The sequence below is a fragment of the Bacillus sp. FJAT-28004 genome (assembly GCF_001280845.1).
GTDB lineage: Bacteria > Bacillota > Bacilli > Paenibacillales > Paenibacillaceae > Pristimantibacillus.
Map to the genome: position 1 here is coordinate 2,909,710 of NZ_LGHP01000001.1, position 21,275 is coordinate 2,930,984.

The following is a 21,275-nucleotide window of genomic DNA, read 5'->3' on the forward strand; positions in this document are numbered from 1 at the left end:
AGAGATTCTATTGTATTAACTACAGTAGAGTTCGGAAGCTAGTCGATTAAGAGTAGTCCCCATTGCACAAAGTACAATAGAATCCTCTCCTGATCATAATCCACTCCGATCCTTCCACTCTTATTGAGAGATTCTAATGTACAAAAGAAAGAAGCCTTCGAACTCACTTGTATCGTGAGTTCGAAGGCTTCTTCCCTGGTTTTTGGGACTAATGAGGATTTACATTCCCAAACTTATTATTTGTTGTAAATGGCATACATAATGACTGCTGCTTCAGCGCGAGTTGTATGACCAAGCGGGTTAAGCTTGGAGCCGTCACCCTTCACAATGCCGTTCGCTACAAGAAGAGCAGCACTGTCAGTTGCATAAGGTGCTAGCTGTTTCAAATCTGCGAATGATCTTAACTGATCCGCGCTTCCTGCTTGCAGTTTTTTGCCTGATACATTTAGAGCTCTTGCTGTCATCGCGATCATCTCTTGTCTCGTAATGGAGGCATTCGGATCAAACGTACCGTCCGCACGGCCAGTTACTACGCCGAGCTTCTTCGCAATGGCAACCGCATCATCATAGTAAGCACCTTTTGCCACATCAGTAAATTGACTATCATACGCTGCATTAAGGCCTAATGTTTTCACTAGCAAGGAAATGAAATCTGCCCGCTTCACATTTTGAGCCGGAGCGTAGGCTTTTTCCGATATGCCGTTGATAACGCCCTTTGCCGACATGACTTGAATCGCCTGTTGCGCCCAAGGATGCTTGCCAAGATCGTCAAACGATTTGCTTACGAATACAACGCCATACGTACTGAAATGATTAACTGTAAAGAGTACTATTCCCTTCGCTTTATCATACCTGCCGCTTGGAACTGCGATGACTTTGCCTGCAGCGTCAAAATACCACACTGTAATTTGCTCGCTGCTTTCCAGTTCCTCAGCGGTTGGGCTATAGCTGAGCGATACGTTTACGGCAGCCTCTGGATTGCTCCATTCCACTTTAACGCCATCAACGTAGAGGTTCAGCTCGACGGCTGGACGATGGCCGATTGCTGCATTTGCTTCCTGATTAAGCTTTGTCTTATCTACGTTTGAAATCACAATCGACACGCTCTTCGCATCCGAAGGCAACGATTTCAACATGTCGCTTGGCACTACAATTGTACCTGTAACGGTCTGTATCTCATACTGCACCGATAACTTAGTCTCGCTAATTGACCCTTTAGGCAATTGCACCTCGTAGCCCTTAGCTCCACTCACACTCGGTACTTTAATTGTAACTGTTGGAACCGCACTATTATTTCCTTGTGCTGACTTCAAAGCATCGTCGATAAGCGCTTGGCTTATCGTAGTTTTACCAAGACCGCTAGCCGCGTCAATAACCGGAGTCGGTGCCGATATTGCTTTTGCGCCCGTACCATTCGGCGCTGGCGTTGCTGCTGGCTCCGTCGGCGTTGTTGGTGTTGGCTCCGTCGGTGTCGTCGGTGTCGGTGTCGGTGTTGGTGTTGGTGTAGGCGGTTCTTCTCCTGGTGTAATCCTATACGTAAATGGTGCAACAAAGCTATCCTTCATTCCGGCTTTAATCGCAATCGTACGGAGCACCGTCAGAACTGACAGCTTAAGCTCTCCTTTGTACAATTGGCCGTTTGTGCTGCTAGGCAAGGAACCATCCGTTGTATAGTAAATGGCTGCACCTTCTGTAGCAGTCGTTAAAGCAACGGTTTTTGTCCCTTTGTAGACTCCAGCTTTCAGCGAAGCAGTCGGAAGCGCTGTGGTACCTGAAATCTGCGTAACCGCCTCTGTCTCCTCAAGCGTAATCCAATCCAGGTTAGCACCATCATTATTGCTTGTAAACTGAACCGTTTGTACGCCTTCTGCAAGCTCTACAATACCAGAAACCTCCGTATATTTGTCCCATCCGCCACTTGCGCCAAGCGGCGTAGTAGACAGCTTTTGACCATTCACTGACAATGATCCACTCACGCCTGCTTGCGGCGTTGCATAGCGATAGGTCACTTTATAGAAGCCCGTTTTTGCGATACTTACGTCAAAATAAAGCGAGCCTGCTGCCGCAATAAAACCTACGTTTTTGAATAGCAGCGTTTGTCCATTCATATTGCTTTGAACAGCAGCCGAATCCGCATGGCTGTAGCTTTCCGCTTCAATCTTCATGGCACCGCTCTGATCCATGACCTGCATCACATACGGTTCAAATTTAATGCCTCTAAGCTCATAACCGGATGCTCCTGCCGCTATACGAAGCTTCTGATCACCTTCAATGAGATCAATGACTACTCGCATTTCGACAACCTGATTATAGAGGTTTGGTACGTTAATCGTTTTCCGAACAGCGCCGTTTTGCGCCTCCAGCACAATGCCGTTCACAGCTTGCCCGTTAGACGTAGCCTTAAAGGTCGCGACATATGAACCGGTTGCTGGCACATGTACCACATAATCGGCATAATCGCCCGCAGCAATTTGCGTTAGCCTGCTCGCGCTTCCTGTTCCAGAGACTGTAAATCCTTTTAATCGATTGAACTGATCCAAGGAATCAAGGGACAAAAGATTAACCGGATCTTTCACATTTTCTGTTCCAAGCAGAACTGTGTTAGCGATTAACGTCGTCCCGCCTGTTGAATCATCATACGCCTGTACAGGAACGTTAACCTGCAGGTCTAACTCATTATAATATACGGTTCCGCTCCAGCTCAGCGTAAGCTTCACTGTATTAGGGCTGAGAAGCTGAGCCGAACGCAGGGATACGCCCCCTTGAGAGCTTGCCGCTCCTGATAACGTTATGCCATTAAGCTGATCCTGAACGAATGTACCGCCAGCAAGTGTAACAACCAGCTCCTTGTCATTAACGCCATACGCAATTTGACTCTCTGACAATGACAACGACTCCGCATCATCGATAGCTTTGATAATAACTTTGGAGCTCATCGTTTGACCGATACTTCCCGAAGCTGCCTCATAAACGCTCGCTGTTACCGTAACAGTACGATCAGAGTCATAGTCTCTTGTCTCCCCTCCTCCTAAAGTAAGCTTAGCCGTATGATCATCTACGCGATAAACGCTGTCCACAACGGTTCCCGCATACCCATCGATGGACCAGTTGGAAGAAGTCAACTCCTCTTTATACGTGTCATTAAGCAGCTGGACAAAAATATTCCCCCCAGCTACTGCACCTTCTGTTACAGCTGTCGCATCCGCGATAATAGCAGGTCCAACAGCAATCGCATTCAGGTTAAAGCCTTGATCAACGATACGAACTCGCAGCGTGTGAACACCTTCAGTCAAAGCAACTGTATCTGAAGCCACTGCCCAAGCATCCCAGCTCTCACTGTTTGGAAGCTCAGTCGTTTTCAGTACATTTCCTCCCAGTGAAAGCTCTGCTTTCGCTCCATCATGAATCGTTGAATACTGATACGAAATGCCGTAGTTTCCATCCGCCGGAACCTGAACCTGATATTCCATCCAGTCATTCGGATCGGCATAACTGACCGCTGATCCGTTTACGAGCACATTCAAGGCTGATGTGAATTTACTCGCCTCAATGGATGCTGGAAGCTGAATAGCTGCCGTATCCGCCTTCGTAAACGTAATACTTCTCACGTTGTAGTCATTTTTGCTAACTTTCATCGTCAATCTATGCGCACCCTCTGGAAGGGTAACACGCACACGGTGATTCGCGAAGTACTCCCACTGGTACGTCGTCTGATGGATTGGCAGTGAGACAAGCGGTTGTCCATTCAGCTCAAAGCTTACCAGACCATCCGTTTGGTGACCTGCAATCGCCAGATCAAGTTCATACTCGCCTGCTTCTGCTACATTTACAACATAATCAAACGAAGCTGTTCCGTTTGCCGCAAAAGAGCCCAAGTATCCATTCGGATTAACCTGAAACTCGCCTTCTGCCGAAGCGAAGCGCGTTGCGTCAATCGTTGCCGGAACGTTTGTCATTTGCGTGCGGTCCCAGCGATAGGTTGCGGCTGATTTGGCTGGAATGACCGCATCTATTTGAAGTCCGTCAACTAATATTTTGAATGGCTGCGGGTCACTCGTTTGGTTAATAACAACCGTTACAATTTCTTTGCCGTCTGGGCTTGTAAAAGCAACGTTAGTAACCGTCGCAGCCGAGCCGTAATTGCTATCGATTCGTACATAACCAGGCTTCACGAATTTAGTAAACTGCCCCATCAAATAATACTCCGGCAGCAGCCAGTAGTTATCTGGATTCGCAGAATCCTGCACGACTGGTGTCGGATCAGGAATGCCTACCCATTGATGGGACGAAATATCGCTGTCGAGCATCGTAACCCAGCTATTATAGCTTTTTGCATAGTTGCGGAAATATTGTGCGATTCGGTCAGCACCCGTTGTTCCCCATACTGCACGCTCTGTCAAATACACGCTTTTCTGCGGGAACAGCTTTTGAAGCTCCGTCATCATGGACAGCTCGCCGCCATAATCATGGAACGCCGTTCCTTCTATTGCATCGTAAGCTCCTTCAACAGAATTACCTAGAATTTGCGCCGGATAAGCCATCGTATCGCCAGGATTGTGGTCGAACATCCATAGCTTTACATTTTTGATCTTTGCATTGCTGTTCTGATCGAGCTTCGCCCGCAGCAGCTTTGCTAGGCGTGACGCTTGCTGCCATGACATCGCTGTACTTGGATAATCAATTTCCAGCAGCGGCTCATTTTGCAACGTCATCCCCTCGAAGTAGATGCCATGCTCTGCGTAAGCCTCTAGAAATTTCACATAATAATTTGCAAGCACGGGAAGATACTCTTCCTTCACTTGACCTCTAATCATGCTGCCCGTTGTTTTCATCCAGCCTGGCGGACTCCAAGGCGATGCGAAAAACTGCACATCTGGATTGATCGCTTGTATTTTCTTAACGGTAGGAATAATGCCAAAATCAATATCCTTCTGAATAGAAAATTTCGCAAGTTCTACGTCTGTTTCACCAGCAGGCAAATCATCATATGAATAAAACTTTTGCGCTGTAAAATCGGAAGTTCCGATCGTTAACCGAACCAAGCTCATTCCGATGCCATTGTCCTTGTCGATCAATTTGCGAAGCAGCTCTGTTTGCTTCTCAGGAGACATTTTCACAAGGTTATGAATCGTAGCTTCTTCCATAGAAGAGCCGATTCCTAGCATCGTTTGATATTTTTTATCTGGATTAATTGTAATAGCCGTTGCCTTGCTGTTATCTGGAAGGGTAATGTCTATATTCGATTGCTGCTCCAGCTTCTTATCTCCTAATAGGGAACGGTCGGCATAATACCATTTGCGATCACCCGCATCACGTTCACTAGAAATCCAAGCTTCAACGGCCCCATCAATAAGAGCAGGTTGAACGACTCCGCCACCATTTCCTGGATCAACAACGCCGCCACCGCCGCCAGCTGGAACATCTCCAGTGCGCGTAAACTCTACCCAGTTATAATTGATGTCTCCGGCAATAAACTCAAGTCTAAGCTTTTGCAAGCCTGCTTGACCTAGCACGACGTTCTCGACGCTGGCCGTTTGCCAGTTTTGCCAGCCTCCTGTGGAGCCTACGTTCAACGTACCGAGCGTCGCTCCCGCTTCGTTCTTGATCTTAATGCCCGTTGCTCCGCCGTTGCCCGCATAGCGGAAATCGGCTTTATAAGTTCCTGGCTCGCTCACCTTCACCATATAATCGAGCCATGCACTGCCGGAGGTCCAGCCAATATTTTTGCCGCCGCCAGTGTCCTGCGTATCCTCCGTATTCAAGCCACTGCTCTTCGCATCGAATGCTTCCGCTTCCACCTTGCCTGGGATAGGTAGAGAAGGCTTCTCTGGCTCTACAGGTTTACTTGGCAGATCAGGCGTAGCCTGCCCGCTCGTCAAACCATATCCGATAGGAAACAGCAGATTCATACTGGCCTCTGTCATAATTGGATAATTATTTGTTACATAAAATGGCCATTTAATCGGGTTTTTCCCTTTAAATGCTTTACCGCCGATCAGTACGTCAGCCACGCCTTGTCCTTCCGTACCCGGAAGCCATGCTGCGACTAGCGCATCCCAGTCACCCAGTTGATCCCCTATCGTAAGCGGCCGTCCTGATACAAGTACAACAACTAGCGGAATGTTCGGATCCGCTGCACGAATATTCGCAATCGTTGCCAGATCCTCTTCGTCGAGATTTAGGCTCGTACGATCTCCAGTCGTTTCGGCATAAGGCGTTTCGCCTACAACAGCAATGGCTACGTCGTAACCCGCAGCGCCACGGCCATGCTTGTTGTACGTTACGGTCTTCGCGGCTCCTGCAACCTCTTTGAGCCCTTCATAGATCGTCGTTCCGTTCGTGATCGCCCCGGATGCTCCCTGCCAAGTGATCGACCAGCCGCCGGATTGATTGCCGATATCGTTCGCATTTTTGCCTGCTACGAAGATTTTGTCCATGTCTTTCAACTGGGACATAATCGGTGATCCGTTCACCTCATCGTTCTTCAGCAGAACGAGCGACTCTGCTGCAGCTTGACGCGCAAGTGCACGATGCTCAGGTGCGCCGAAGTAGCCTGCCAGATCCGTATCCGTCTTCGGATTTTCAAATAGGCCTGAAGAAATTTTAACCTTTAAAATACGCAATACTGCATCATTGATACGCTCTTCCGTAATGCTGCCATCCTTAACGAGACTAATTAAATGCTCAAGGCTGGCTTTCCAGTCGCCCGTCAGCATGAACATGTCTACGCCTGCGTTAACGGATACTTGCAGCTGATTTTTCAAGCCACTTACTGCTTTGCCATCTTGATCACGTGTGATTTGCTGAATCGCGTTGTAATCCGAAATAACTAAACCTTTAAAACCTAACTCACCCTTAAGCACATCAGTAAGAAGCCGCTTGTTTGCATGCATCTTTAAACCCTGAATGCTATGGTAGGAGGCCATGACGGTTTGTACGCCTGCATCAACTGCAGCTTTGTACATGTCCAGATCACTTGCAATCAGCTGATCCTCCGTGAACTTCGTAACATTCCCTTGGTTAACGCCGTTATCTGTATAGCCTTCACCAAGAAAATGCTTCGCAGCGCCAACGACATGTTTCGTCTGACTGCGCTCTGCAGCTGTCTCTCCTTGCAGCCCTTGAATGTATGCTGCACCCAGAACCTTGGATATCGCTTGATTGCCGCTATATCCCTCATAGGTTCTGCCCCAACGAATATCCTGCGGAGCAGCTATGGTAGGAGCAAAATCCCAATTCGCACCGGTTGCACTTATTTCTTTTGCTGTTGCAGCACCGATTTGCTTCACAAGCTCAGCATTATTCGCTGCCCCCAAACCGATATTATGCGGGAACAAGGTTGCTCCCTTCACATTGTTATGACCGTGAACGCCGTCCACGCCATACAGAAGAGGAATCCCTAGTCGCGTAGAAAGTGCCCCATCCTGATAGCTGTCTATAAGCACCTGCCAATTTTCCCGTGTGCTATCCTGCTGCTTGCCATTCGGGAATGAACCACCGCCGCTAAGCACCGAGCCGATAAAATATTGTTTTACCTCCTCGGGTGTAATATTCGCCTTCTCAGGCTGTATCATTTGTCCTGCGCGTTCTTCTAGTGTCATTCTCGCAAGCAGATCCGCTGCCCGGGCATCTACGCTTTTAGACGGGTCCAAATACGTCGGAAGTCCCCCAGCTGACTGCGTCAAAGGCGCTGCTCCTACTGAAAACAGGCTCGTCATTAGCGATATGACCAGCAGCATCGCCGTCATCATCGACATTTTTCTTTTCAAACCAAACCCTCCCCATAACTATAATTGTCGTCTCATGGCATATCCCTTTCTTACTATTGAATTGGACAGCTAAAGACGAGATTACTTACAAGTATAAAATTGAAAACGATTTCATAATATGAGTCATTTTTAAGATGATGTGCGTTGTTTTTTGTATATCGCAATCGATTTCAAAAAATAACGTTCCTTTCTCTGCAGTCCGCCCCTATTACATGTCGTTTGGACTAACTAATGTGTTTGCAGGAACAGACAAGTTTCCGCAAAATTTGCTAAATGCCCCCAATTAAATCTACAATAGAGTAAGAAGATTAAATTCACTCTAGGAGGCTGAGCTAAATGAGCTCTTTTAAATCGTGGCTGCAAACAAGTAAACAAGGACTAACCGATCAGGTCAAAAAATTTAAAAATAAAGATTTCTTGGATGCGGTCGTAGCCGGCTGTGCGATTGTAGCAGCAGCAGACGGTTCCATTGATTCAAACGAAAAACAAAAAATGTCTGGTTATATAGGGCGCAGCGAAGAATTAAAAGTTTTTGATATGAGTGATGTGATTAACCGTTTCAATCATTTTGTAGGAAATATGGAGTTTGACGCGATGATTGGCAAGCAAGAGGCGCTTAAAGCGATCGCCAAATACCACAGCAAGCCTGAAGTAGGTCGAGTAATCGTTGGTGTGTGCAGCGCAATCGGAGCAGCAGACGGTGATTTCGATCCGAAGGAACAAGCTGCAGTACGTGACATCTGCAATACCCTTGGACTTAATCCGAGTGAATTCAGCCTATAATAGGAAACCAAACAAAAGAACCTCCATAACCACTGCAATAGTGGATCTGGAGGTTCTTTTGTTAAAAGCAGCTTATTGCCACTGTTCACGCTTTGCGAAACGCCTCATTGTAGCAGCGTCTGCATACGGGCTTATAATCCTCGTTGCCGCCGATCTGGATTTGCGCGCCCGCGTTCATCGGCTGCCCATCATTATAACGTATAACCATTGTCGCTTTCCGATCACAGAACCAGCAAATGGTTTTGATTTCTTCGATTTTATCAGCTTGCACGAGCAAATTATAGCTGCCCTCGAAAAGTTGATTTTGAAAATCGTTTTTGAGTCCGAAAGCCATAACTGGTATGTTAAGCTCATCCACGACTTGCGTTAGCTCCAAAATATGATGTTTCTTTAAAAACTGCGCCTCATCCACGAGCACGCAATAAATTTTGGAAGGTGCCGCTCCTGCAACAAAGCCCATCACACTTTCAAAAAGATTGGTATCCTCATGAACAGGAATGGACTCCCGCTCGAAGCCTACTCGAGAACCTACGCGATCCATACCTCCCCTTGCACTTACCGATGGTGAATAAATGAGAACCTGCTTGCCTTGCTCCTCATAATTGTGAGCCACTTTAATGATTTCGAACGATTTACCGCTGTTCATCGTTCCATATTTGTAATAAAGCTGTGCCAATCCAATCTCCTCCAGAACCATTCAGTGCTTCTATTATACAGGAAGTGACTCCGTTATTGTATCGTTTGGAGTCTTGTTTTCGCTTCCCCGTATGTTTTGACAATTTGTTGAATTTTCTGGAATTCCGGGTCGTTTGGACCTAAATCAGCCATGAACATTCGGTGCAAAATTTGATTATACAGATTTTGCCGCGTTTCAATCATTTGTACCTCGAGCCGAATGAGATCCTCAAGGTCATTTTCTTCAATTAACTGATCAATATTTTCTTCTTCTAATTTGGAGGAGCGTTCCTCGTCAAAAATCAGGTCCGAGCCACGTCCGATACGAGGAAGCGCTTCGTACTCCATCTCTGCTGCCTGCTGCTGTTCAAGCTGGATTGTCGTATTCAGCTCGGAAAGAAGAATGCCTTCTTTAGCTAGCATAACTTGGAAAGGTCTATGCTGGAGTAGATCTGCAATGACGAGCCTACTCATATCTTTATTGCGAATCAAAGAGGAATCGAAAGGATGAAGCACCCATTGCTGGTCTCGATTGAACAGGTTAAAGGTAAACCACTCACCGCCATAGATGAACCGTAAGTTAATATTCGACTCTGAAATAATTTCATAGGTAAACTCCAATTGGAATACCTCCGATCTGCCAGTATAATTCATCCTATTATACCAAATCAGAGGTGAACACAAACAGTGATACTTAAAAATCCTTCAGAATATCCTCCGCTCTTTCAAAGCTCGCAACAACAATTAGGACGACAATGAGTGCAGCTACGGCAATTTCGCCAATCATAGCATGATCACCTCGTTTTTTCTTTATGACTATGCCGTTTCTCCTTGCTTTATGAGCTATTACTTGTGGGACATCCGTCATTACTTCTCAAAAAACGCAAAAAAACGAGCCCATGGTCGGCTCGTCCTGCTGATTATGGTTATTCGAATTACTCTAAAAATCCTTTGGCCGCTGAAGAAGGCAGCTCCGCTTGGCTTGCTCCTGAACCCGCTTGAATGCCTAAACGTTGTCCAACCTTTTGATTGATTTGCGTCATTTTTTCCGTTTGCTGCGAGACGGTTTGAATAATTTGTCGATTGGAGTTCTCGTACTTATCCATCGCGGAGAAGAGATCCGACATTGCCCGCTCAACAAGCTCCATACTCATAGCTGGTTTCGTTAATGCCTGATTAGCTCTCTCGCTCGTTTCGTTCAGAAGACGCGCATTCTCAGCAAATTGATTGCCTAACATTTCGTTCGTTGAATTGACTGCTTCTATCGCTTTCATTTGGTCATCAATAGCGCTTGCGATCAAGACGGATACTGACATCAGATGCTGGGTTTTATCTATCGAGCTATCAAGCGCATCCATCAGCTTATCATTCGTATCATTGATAATATCCGTTGCTGCAATGGCTTGTTGATATAGCATAATCATTTCCGTATACGTTTGAAGCTTCGTTACAACCTTGCGAAGCCCACGCTCCAAGTACGTTTTCCGGTGCTCATTCTCGGGCTTGGCAATTTCCTCTTCGAACATTCCTTTGAGACGATTGCCGTATTCGACAAGCAGCTGCAGGTCATATACATTATCTAAACTGCTGCGTTTCAAATTTCTCATATGAACGACGTTCTCTTCCAGATTGTCGCGGCCGTCTCTGAGTGACTTGACGATGACCTGCACATTTGACTTCGCAGATTGGTATTTATAAATATAAGCCTTCATCGGTGCTTTCCTAAGCAGCTTCTGTACGAGTGAGAGCTGTTTGCTTTTGCTCAGATCCTCAACCTCGCTGCGCAGCTTAAGCATGTTGTTCGCAACCTCAGAACGTTTACCTGACATGAGGTCCGATAGGGGTCTCTCCAGCATCGTAAGCGTCTGACTCGAGCGCTCAAGCGTCTTCTGGCCTTTTTTCGTAATCTCATCCATTAGTGTATCCAAATGCATAGCATCGGTCGTCGCTACCTTCTGCATTGTGCTTTGTACTTCTTGCTCCAGCTTCTGGATATCTTCATTTTTTAATTGTACGAGTTGTTGCGACATTGTTCATTGCTCCCTTCATTAGTCGGTAAGACGATAACGCTGTTGAATTAATTCAGCCTTCGTATGCAGCTCCATAAGATCCTTTTGCTCAAGCGTCTTCGTATAGAAAGTAAGCTTGGAATCTACGTCCTTAATACCATCAAGCAAAAGTCGTCTGTTCTGGCGTTTTGCTTCGCCGCTAAGCCGCAAAAAGGGATTAATCGTCGAGTTTAAATCCTTTCGCACCAATCGCAAAATGTTGTGATTAATGCTTGAGTCTCCTAACGCCATTAAATCTGGAATTAAACGGTTTAGTCGCGATAGCAAAGCAAGCGTCTTCTGAACAATTTCGTCGTCTAAATTGTTTTTCTCACCTTCGAGTAAAATCATATCTTCAATAATTCCGATGTATTCTAATGCAGAAGCAAGCTCTGGATCTAAAACCTGCGGCGGAATGACCGCTGCAGGAGCCGGTTTTGGGGCCGATGGAGCTTGAGCAGTTGAAGCTGCATTTTGTTGTTGTATGGGCGGGTTTTGCGGACTCTGCTGCAGCTCGGGCTCGCGTGTTGGTTGATTAATTTCTTTCCTCGTACGCTGCTTCCACGATAATGCGATCAACAAACCGAACACGGGAATCGCAATAGCTATATAAGGGGAAGAAATCCAATAAACAACAAGGGCAACCGCGTAACTGCCAATCGCGATAGCTGCGTTCTTTTTCAATGCATTCATTGCTGCACCTCCATTTAAGCTTTCTGAGCCTAATCTATGTGCTCGTCTTCTTCATTCAATTATCTCGTTATTGGTACATAGAAGTCAATTTTAAAAAATAAAAAAAGGATGTTGTGCCAAATTAATGATCACAATATCTAAAAAAAGGGGCTCTCGCCCCTTTCTTTGGTTATTCCACTCTGTTCAATTCCATTATTAATGGCTGTTCTACGTAACCCGCTTGTATGCCGAATTGCGGTGCAGGCGGTTCTATCGTTTTTCCTTGAAGCGCTTGGACAGCCAAATAAGGCATATTCACGCCAGACAAACAGGTAATATAAAGTCCGCCTGACATGCGCGGATTGATCTCCAGCAATTTCGGTATTCCATTGTTGTAACGCACTTGAATATTGAAGGCATAAGGGATACGAAGGCTTGTCGCAATGCGTTCCGCAATCGCCATCAGCTCCGGCGTATCCTCTAGTAGATATGTTCTTCCCGTTGATTTGCGGCGAGGAATAGCTGTAATAAGCTCACCCTCAGCGGTTGCCACACAATCGATACTGTACTCCGTACCGTCCAGCAGCTCCATCACCATCAGTGTATCGAAATGATCGGTTAATGACAATGTTTCATACGCTTGTTCAAATGTTGTCGACAAGGTTACATAGCCATAAAGGTCACGAAGCGGATCCCGTTCATTATCGATGATGCGGAAGCCCATACCGCCTTCTGACTTTGTCGGCTTAAAGCACACCTTATGACCGGCTGCTGTAAGTTCCTCATAGGCTCTCTTGAACTGCTCAGCCGTATTCACAACTCGGTAGTCCGGAATCGTCACGAGATCTTTCCCTTGCAGCGCTTCATAAAATTTATCCTTCTCAATCATGGAGTCCAGCAGCTCAATATCACGGCATACCATGACCTTTGTTCCGATCTCATCAAACAAATGTACATACCTTGATATTTCCTCCATATGCAATCGAGGAATAAAAATATCTATTTCATTTGTTTTGCAGAAATCCAGACAAAACTCTACATATTCGCGTCCAAAAACAGCTGGCTCTGTTCCGATATGATCGGAAGCAAGCAAGGACATATGGTTAATATCGGGGTGCGTGCCAAAAAACTCAAAGGACTCACCGTCTGGATTATTCCGAATCATATTAATGTAATGGTACGCTACCGAAAACCAACGATTCATATAAACACGTGTCATGTATGAATACCTTCTTCCATCTGATTAGATATATTTAGCTCAATCGTTTATGATCTTCGTGCATGTTCTAAGATGGAGTCTAGCAGCTCTTCCGAGGCAAGCGCGCCTCTAGCCTGTGTAAATTGAATATGAGGATGCGCCCGATAAAATCGGCCTAATTCGCCATGTACAGGCGATATCGCATAATCTGCTGCTAGCAGCAGACTCTCATCGAGTAGGCTGTCTCCGGCAGCATATACGAATTTTGAAGCTAGCTTCTCTTTCACATATTGGATGGCTGCACCCTTGCTTACCCTCTCGGGAACCAAATATATTTTACGGCCTTGGAGAGAATAGCTCCACCCAAGCGAGACAAGCTTCAGCTTCAGCTCCTCCAACGTTTCATGCGGCAAATAATCTCTCTCTACTTTGATGGAATAAAATAGTTCATCACAAAGATCAGTCGATCTCACCCAATGTGTCGAGGAAATTTCAGCAAACAGGCTGGCGATTTCCGTATGTTCAGCGCAATGCTCCCTCACGGCCTCACGAACGAAGCTATGCCACTCCTGATCAATTTCCCCATTTCGGAGAACGGTACCGCCGTTGCTGACGATAACATATTCAGGACGGAACTGCTCCCTTATTCCGAATATGCGGTTGAATTGCTCCGGTATACGCGTTGTCACAGGAACGAACCGCGCCATGCTGGCAAGCTCTTGCAGCTTCTGAATTGCCGGCTTGGTCATATATGAGATATATCTATCCTCGTAACGCTCAACGGGAACCATTTCTTCAAGCTCTATCTCGCCCTTAGATCTTACGGAATAAATCAATGTTTGGTCCAAATCGCTCGCAAAGATCATTCCGTTTCCCCCTTCAAAGCTTTAATGATGCCGCAGCAAGAATAGGTCATGTTCGGATATTCCTCCACAGGCACACCACGGTCCTTGGCAAGCAGCAGTATATGCTTCAGGTTAGGATTATCAAGTCGATCAACAAGGATTTTCCAAGGTACTCTCCGCAAAAGAACACGAGTCGTTTCACCTACGCCAGGCTTAATGAAATTAATATCAGCGATCGAGAAATCACTTTGGATACGAGCAATATCCTGCATTCCTTGCCAAGTCATTTTATTTTCCACAGAGCTGGCAACCATTTGAAGTGCTTCCGCTTTGGAGCTATCGGTTATCTGATCGAAATAAGCGGAAATCGTATCCACGAATAATCGCGACAGATCCGAGCTCTCCCACTCCTTATAATACTTTGCGCCATGGAAATCATCTGCGCCAATCAGATCACTGCGCAATACAGTACGGCTGACTAAGCCCGACACTGTTGAATTGAGACAAGCGCTAGGAATGAGGAAATCCTCTCTTGTTCCGAACGTACTCGCACAATAGCCGGGATCAGCAAGTACCGCAAGCTCATCGTTAAGCTCGAGACCGTATTTCCGCTTCATTTGGCTGCATGCAGCTATGAGCACCTTCGCAATTGCACCTTTGCCCGTCCAGCCATCAACAAATTGCACGCGTTTATCTGGATGGTTCTGATTGATATAAAGCAGCGCATTCTCGTCAATGCCTTTGCCCCTAATAATAGAAAGGCTGTAATGCGGAAGCTCTATACCGTACACCTGCTTGATGTATCGCTTAATTAGCACGCCAATTGGCGTACCGCCACGCGCTAAGGAAGCAAGCACGACATCAAATCCATTTTTTTGAATGATTCTCTCGGAAACCGTTCCGACTGCTCTTGCGATTCGAATGGCCGAATCACTGAGCGTATTGTGAAATAATTGTATATATTCATCAGTCGGCTGGTATTCAATTGGCAAGCTTTCCGAATAGTGACCGCCTGTCTGCATGGCCGCTTCCCGGTCCTCCGTTCGCTGCTCTAACGAAATATCGCTAAGATCCTTTAGGAGAAAAGTAACATCCTCCTGTTTATAGCTCCCGATTGGAGCCGGATCAGCAAGCTTTTTCCGACTGAAATAAACGATATGAACATGCTTAATACCTAGGGAGAGAAGAACCTTATTAAGCTCCTCCATTTGCGCTCCTGTCGCCTCGCGTTCCATAAACAAAAACATCTCATCATAATAACCGTACGGGATATTGTACATAAAATTCATTACATCAGCATGCTCAGGCGAATGATAAGGATAAGCGGTTTGAACCGCATAATGTGAACTGGAATCCGGATGAATCGGGCTGCGTGTACTTGATTGATACCAAACATCGTCGCCTAGTTCTGCTGCTACTCGCATAGGAATGAACATAAACTCTCCAGTTCCCATACAAAGCACCTTGCCGCCTGCTGCTCTATGTTCTCGAAGGAACGTGGCTGCCTGCTCCACTTCCGCATCTAGCGCCACGCTTTCCTCAGCTGTCAGTCCGAAGCGGCCTGTATGCTTCAGATAGGAAACCTCTCTATTCGAAGAGGGAAGACTAGCAAACCGATTATTCACATATAGAACATCGATTACCGGCTCCGACTCGTTTGCTTGCAACTTCCTGTCAGCATTTTGTATTGGAGCACCCTTAACGGATATTTTCCCGGATACAAGGGATAAGCAGTTTACTGACACGTCAAGCTCTTGTTCCAACTCACTAAACCGTTCAATATCCTCGTTTGAACGCCAATCCAGCAAACTAGCTACGATATATTTTTTCTTCCCATATCTGGCATTCAAGTCATGAATAATATTAATGGCCGTTTTGCCAGTCGTCATCTCGTCATCTACTAGCACAATCGTTTCCGCATTCTCGAATACTGCTGGATTGTTAGCATAGCAACGATGCGTTGTCGCATGCGAGTGCTCTTCCTCAAAATCGATGCAGGACGTCTTATAGTCTATTTTTTCCCGAGTTGTGTGTAAGAAGGATGCATTACCCTCGAACATATCGAACATACTATGGCCTAGTGCCGTTGCCGTTTCCGCAAAACCGATAAACAACGTTTTCTCATCTACATTCATTTTGCGCTGCTTCATCTGCTCATAGATTTGACCAGCTGTCTCCGGAGAATCAAAAGCATGCAGCAGCTCTTCCATCTTAATCGGAAGCTCCTCACCCTTGAACTGCTGATATAATAACCCAAGCGCTGCACCCGATAATAAAGAAACATGCGGACGTACCGGAATATGCTTGCCAAGTACTTTACTTACGAATAAAAAACTGCGTTTTTTATTGATTCGCGCTGCCATTTGAAAGAGCTGCTCAAGCGGTATATGGAACGTATTGCTCGTGACCTCAATGCTAATCTCTAAATCTCCAATAATATTAAACGATTGCTGATTCTCGTTCTTCTGCGAGTAAGCAGGTGAAGTTTTGGTTTTCATTTAGCACCCCATAAATGTCTGATCTGAACAATATTCGTTTGGCCCATGTCATATGCGGCTTAAACTCATTCATTTTGTTCGAATAACGGCTCTTCATCACGCCCAAATCGCCTTGTTCATTTTCCATAATGTGCAGGGCATCCATATACTCCTCATGCGTCACCACAAGCATCGACTGTACGGGCTTAATATGAGTAGGATGGATAATTGTTTTTCCGATTATTCCATTTTCCTTGTCCATTGCGACCTCGCGGATAAGCCCGTCCACATACTTATTAATATAATCCATACGCAAGATCCGTCCGTGTCTTCCCATGCTTTCCTCAAAAGGTGTTTGTCTGAGCTGGGGCTTAAACACGCGATCACTTTTGAAATATTCCCATACGGGGCCAGAGATCACATAATGATTATCCATCCGTCCAAAAATATTTACAATGTCCGCTATGCAATCACGAATGACGCCGATGTCATAAATCGTATGATCCGGGCTTCTCCGAAGTCCAAATAGACTTGAGAAATCCGTAGCGCCGATTCGAACATTCAGCACGTAGGCTTTGTATTCATTCAGCAGCTCGGAGATGCCCATCAGCGTTTCGACTCTTTTCTCACGATAAATAACGTCCGAACTTTCCAGAATAGGCATGCCATATAAAGTTGAGCTTGTTGCTCGCTTGTTCTTGTTATATTCATGAAGCAGTCTAAGATACTCGCGGCCAGTCTCCACATTAAACTTTGGAAACACGATTCCTGTAACATATTCAATTTCTTCACCGAAGAATGATAGCAGTCGTTTCAGTTGTTCAACAGAGCGTACTCTTATAAACATAAGCGGAACATTGTCGGCACGCAGCAAACCAATCGAGATGTAGCGACCAATCTTAATCAACGTAGCTTTCAACGTTTCTTCAGCAAATTCGAGCTGATTATCTCCTACTGCATCTTCAAGGTCTATCACCATAGACACGAGTCCTTCGTGTTTTCCGGTTACCAAATCATCTGCTATGTTATCCTTGGTGGCAGGCATATAAAGCGCCGCACCAATCGCGTGAGCAATAACTTCTTTGTCAGCATAATTATTGAACTGAATTGGAAGGGAGTAAAAGAAATTTTGCTCTTCTTCATTGGTAAGATAGTTAAAATACCTCAAAGTGATCCCTCCTAAAAGTTGTGTAAAGCAATCTGAGAGTGAAAAAATATCCCTCGCGATCCAATGAGGGATATTTTCATAAAGCTCTGTATTATCGAATCTAAACCGCTTTTGATTCTCTTTTCTTACGTGCTGCACTGTAAAGAAGGGTGCCGCCGAATACAGCTATAATTAAACCGAAGAACATGGCATGCGGTACATGGAAATCATACGCACCAGCAATCATTTTTGCTGCGATTACGATGATTAGGATAAAAGCAGCTTTCTCGAGCTCAGGGAATTTATCAATCAACTTCAGGAATACTTGAGCAACGCCACGCATCATAAGAACGCCGAGAATACCGCCGAGGAACAGAACCCATACCTCTTCGCTCACGCCGAATGCAGCTAGAACGCTGTCGATACTGAATGCGATATCCATAATTTCAACAGCAAGCACTGTACGCCAGAAGCCGTAGCCTTTATTTTGAACCTCAGCTTCGTCGTCGTTGCCCTTCTTGCCGATGTAAGGAATTAACGGAATGTTGCCAACACGAGCAAGCTTGAATTCAAGATGGAACAGGTTGCTTAGTGCAATCCATAATAAATACAATCCGCCCGCGACTTTAATCCACGTAATTTGTACGAGATAGACGCCCACTCCGATTGCAATAAACCGGAAGATATAGGCACCAATAATACCGTAGAACAAAGCTTTTTTCTGCTGATCTTTCGGCAAATGCTTAACCATAACTGCTAGTACAAGCGCATTATCTGCCGATAGCAAACCTTCCAAAATGACGAGTGTTGCGATTATTCCCCAGTTTGTCGGGTTCGTGAGGACTTGTGACAAGTTGTCCCAGTGAAAGAAGCTCCCGAAGTTGGCTATTACGTTTTGAAAAAAATCGACCATCAGTTAAGACCTCCGCATTTTGCTTTATTTGCTTCCTTGTACCCACCTGAGACCCCAGCGATAAGCCTCGTCAAGCTCCTTATGCCCTGAGAAATACTGGACGAGCCGCTGAATACTGAAGGTTTGATCGTTAACATTCTCGATCATGGCAATCGCACACATACCCTTACGATTATTATGCTCGTCCATTCGCACCTCTATATCAGGTCCACCTGATTGTGAAATGGTTACAATACCTGCAGCCTCAGCCCAGTTTGTAGCCCCTTCATAGATATACGCGTAAATAACGATTCTCTTAATCTCAGAAACCTTATTTCCGTTAATTCTAAGATTTTCTCCCGTCTTAATAGAGCCGGTACGGTCATCCCCGTCAAGCGAAACGTATGGCGCTCGCGAGAAGTCGCCAAAGCTATTGCCTAACGCCTGAACGGAGCCTTTCATCCCGTTTTTCAATTCAAACAAACATCCAACATCTAGATCGACACCGCCGCTTGAACGTCCAAAAAAACCAGTGGAGGCTTTCTTTTGATTCCAATTCAAATTAACGACAATCTCACCAAGTGATCCGGCACCTTTTTGTAAATTGATGACATCTCCACGTTTGGTAAGCGAGATTTTGCTGAGGCTTATTGGCGCATTACTTGGTTCCGGCACGACTGGCGCGGGAGGTTTAGGCGGAATAAGTGGAGCTTTCACTGGTGCTGGCGCTGGCGTCGGCGCTGGAGCAGGAGCAGGTGCAGGTGCATCTGCCTTCACTTCAATACCAAAGCTATTGCAGAGTGCAGCAAGACCGCCTGAATAGCCAGACCCAATGGCATTGAATTTCCATTCTCCATTATATCTATATAAATCTCCTACGACTATCGCAGTCTCAATAGAGAAATTTTTTCCAAGATCATACCGCAAAATTTCGCGTCCTGTTCCTTCGTCAATAACCCGGATATAGGCATCATTCACGCTAGAAAAACTTTGTCTCTTCGCTTCCCCATCGTAAATGGTTAAAGTAAAAGAAATACGTTCAATCGCTTGAGGCACATCGCTTATAGCAATCAATACTTGTTCCGTATCAACTTTCCCTGCAAAACTTCGTTTATTGCCACTTGCCAGTTGTATAGAACCGCTGACATCCTTAGGATTGCTGTAAAAAATCAAATCTTGGTCTCCCGCTGTTTTTCCGTTCGCTCTTAATAAAAAAGCTGAAAAATCGACGTCTACTCCAGCTGCAGTGTTCCATCCCATTCCAACTAGAAGGTTTTTTATGGAAGGATTATTTTTGGTAATATCCGCTTTTTGACCTTTCATTAATGCCAGCTCCATGCTTAAACCGCCCTTCGGTAATAATTAAATAGGGTGACAAACCCTCGAACTGCCACCCTACACGCCTTATGAATTAAACCGTTAGCCCGTAGTTACGACAAAGCGCTGCTAGTCCACCCGAGAAACCGGAGCCTACCGCTTGGAACTTCCAATCGGCATCGTGCCGATACAGCTCGCAAAAAACGATCGCCGTTTCAACGGAGAAATCTTCTCCCAGATCATAGCGAAGCACTTCTCTACCAGTATTCTCGTCTACCAATCGAACAAAGGCATTGGATACCTGGCCAAAGTTTTGATGTTTGGACTCGGCATCATGGATGGTAACGCTAATTCCGATACGCTGAATGTGAGGTGGGACTTTTTGAAAATCAATCTTGATTTGCTCATCGTCACCATCACCTTCACCGGTACGATTGTCGCCCGTATGCTCCACAGCGCCGTTATAAGCTATCAATGCATTATAAAATACAAAATCCTTCTCATCCTTGGCCTTGCCATCCTGATGCAATAGAAATGCGCTTGCATCAAGGTCAATTTCACCGCCGCCTGTATACTTGTTTGTATCCCAGCCGAGACCGAGAACAACCTTAGTAAGACCCGGGTTTGTTTTTGTAAGATCAATTCGTTGACCTTTGGAAAGATTTATAGACATCGTTCTATTCCTCCTTGAAATGACTAGGTTTGAACGCCAAAGTCAGTGCAAAGGCCTTCTAGACCGTTTAGGTAATTGCTGCGACTTCTCGCTGATCACTACAATATTATTAATTCTTATACTTTAAAAAAGGGCCGCCACTGGCGACCCTTTACGGGTAGAAAAGTATGACTAATTAGCAGATAGACCAAAGTTGCGAGCAAGACCGCCTAGGCCATCTTGGAAGCCGCTTCCAATCGCGCTGAATTTCCACTCGCCGGAATGACGGTATAGTTCGCCTACGATTACTGCCGTTTCTACGGAGAAATCTTCACCAAGATCGTAACGGATAAGCTCTGTGCCGCTTTGTTCATCAACGATACGAACGAAAGCATTGGATACTTGTCCAAAGTTTTGGCTGCGCTCTGCACCATCATAGATCGTAATGCAGAATGCGATTTTATCTGTTTCAGCTGGTACAGCAGAAAGATCAACGTTTACTTGCTCATCGTCGCCGTCGCCTGCGCCTGTACGGTTATCGCCTGTGTGAACGACCGAACCGTTGCTGTTTTTTGGGTTGTTGTAGAAAATAAAATCAGATTCAGAACCGGCTTTGCCTTGTCCATTCAAGCAAAAAATTGAAGCATCAAGGTCAAAATCTTTTCCGCCGTCATATTTATTAGTATCCCAGCCTAGACCTACTGTGATTTTTGTAAGACCTGGGTTTGTTTTCGTGAGATCGATTTTTTGTCCTTTGGATAAACTGATTGCCATTTTAAAAGCCCTCTTTTCTCACATAA

At 45.6% G+C, this 21,275-nt stretch carries 14 protein-coding genes and 1 pseudogene; 1 reads left to right on the forward strand and 14 read right to left on the reverse strand.

Going from position 1 to position 21,275, the window contains the following annotated elements:
* Positions 1-236: 236 nt before the first annotated feature.
* Entirely contained in the window at positions 237-7,769 is a 7,533-nt protein-coding gene (locus AC787_RS12715; protein ID WP_054025129.1) for a glycoside hydrolase family 3 N-terminal domain-containing protein, read from the reverse strand.
* 336 nt (positions 7,770-8,105) lie between these two features.
* Between AC787_RS12715 and AC787_RS12720 the strand changes: the two genes are divergently transcribed.
* Complete coding sequence (locus AC787_RS12720; protein ID WP_054025130.1) at positions 8,106-8,552, forward strand: tellurite resistance TerB family protein; 447 nt, start codon at positions 8,106-8,108, stop codon at positions 8,550-8,552.
* Positions 8,553-8,637: 85 nt separating this feature from the next.
* Here the strand turns inward: AC787_RS12720 and AC787_RS12725 are convergent, their stop codons facing one another.
* The 13 genes and pseudogenes from AC787_RS12725 to AC787_RS12780 form a co-directional block, all read right to left on the reverse strand.
* Positions 8,638-9,228 (reverse strand): thymidine kinase, encoded by a 591-nt coding sequence (locus tag AC787_RS12725; RefSeq protein ID WP_054025131.1) that lies wholly within the window; start codon positions 9,226-9,228, stop codon positions 8,638-8,640.
* Positions 9,229-9,281: 53 nt separating this feature from the next.
* Positions 9,282-9,848 (reverse strand): hypothetical protein, encoded by a 567-nt coding sequence (locus AC787_RS12730; protein ID WP_054025132.1) that lies wholly within the window; start codon positions 9,846-9,848, stop codon positions 9,282-9,284.
* A gap of 314 nt (positions 9,849-10,162) precedes the next feature.
* Positions 10,163-11,257 carry a toxic anion resistance protein gene (locus tag AC787_RS12735; protein WP_054025133.1) on the reverse strand — a complete coding sequence of 365 codons (1,095 nt, stop codon included), beginning with the start codon at positions 11,255-11,257 and terminating at the stop codon, positions 10,163-10,165.
* An 18-nt stretch (positions 11,258-11,275) separates the two neighbouring features.
* Positions 11,276-11,968: a hypothetical protein gene (locus tag AC787_RS12740; protein ID WP_054025134.1), complete on the reverse strand. Its 693-nt coding sequence runs from the start codon at positions 11,966-11,968 to the stop codon at positions 11,276-11,278.
* Between the two features lie 169 nt (positions 11,969-12,137).
* A complete protein-coding gene (locus tag AC787_RS12745; protein WP_054025135.1) occupies positions 12,138-13,166 on the reverse strand; it encodes an ATP-grasp domain-containing protein in 1,029 nt (342 codons plus the stop codon).
* 47 nt (positions 13,167-13,213) lie between these two features.
* On the reverse strand, positions 13,214-14,011 hold the full coding sequence (locus AC787_RS12750; RefSeq protein WP_054025136.1) for an HAD family hydrolase: 798 nt from the start codon (positions 14,009-14,011) through the stop codon (positions 13,214-13,216).
* On the reverse strand, positions 14,008-15,162 hold the full coding sequence (locus AC787_RS34810; protein ID WP_414730983.1) for a cysteine protease StiP family protein: 1,155 nt from the start codon (positions 15,160-15,162) through the stop codon (positions 14,008-14,010). The genes AC787_RS12750 and AC787_RS34810 overlap by 4 nt, the downstream gene beginning before the upstream one ends.
* A gap of 27 nt (positions 15,163-15,189) precedes the next feature.
* Positions 15,190-16,488 (reverse strand): annotated as a pseudogene (locus tag AC787_RS34815) (phosphoribosyltransferase family protein); the annotation flags it as partial.
* Entirely contained in the window at positions 16,430-17,635 is a 1,206-nt protein-coding gene (locus tag AC787_RS12760; protein WP_235560966.1) for an HpcH/HpaI aldolase/citrate lyase family protein, read from the reverse strand. The pseudogene AC787_RS34815 and the gene AC787_RS12760, both read right to left, overlap by 59 nt.
* Positions 17,636-17,735: 100 nt before the next feature.
* Positions 17,736-18,530: a TerC family protein gene (locus tag AC787_RS12765; protein WP_200930744.1), complete on the reverse strand. Its 795-nt coding sequence runs from the start codon at positions 18,528-18,530 to the stop codon at positions 17,736-17,738.
* Positions 18,531-18,551: 21 nt separating this feature from the next.
* Positions 18,552-19,844 (reverse strand): TerD family protein, encoded by a 1,293-nt coding sequence (locus AC787_RS12770; RefSeq protein WP_054025138.1) that lies wholly within the window; start codon positions 19,842-19,844, stop codon positions 18,552-18,554.
* 73 nt (positions 19,845-19,917) lie between these two features.
* On the reverse strand, positions 19,918-20,496 hold the full coding sequence (locus AC787_RS12775) for a TerD family protein (protein ID WP_054025139.1): 579 nt from the start codon (positions 20,494-20,496) through the stop codon (positions 19,918-19,920).
* 171 nt (positions 20,497-20,667) lie between these two features.
* Positions 20,668-21,249 carry a TerD family protein gene (locus tag AC787_RS12780; RefSeq protein WP_054025140.1) on the reverse strand — a complete coding sequence of 194 codons (582 nt, stop codon included), beginning with the start codon at positions 21,247-21,249 and terminating at the stop codon, positions 20,668-20,670.
* Positions 21,250-21,275 lie beyond the last annotated feature (26 nt).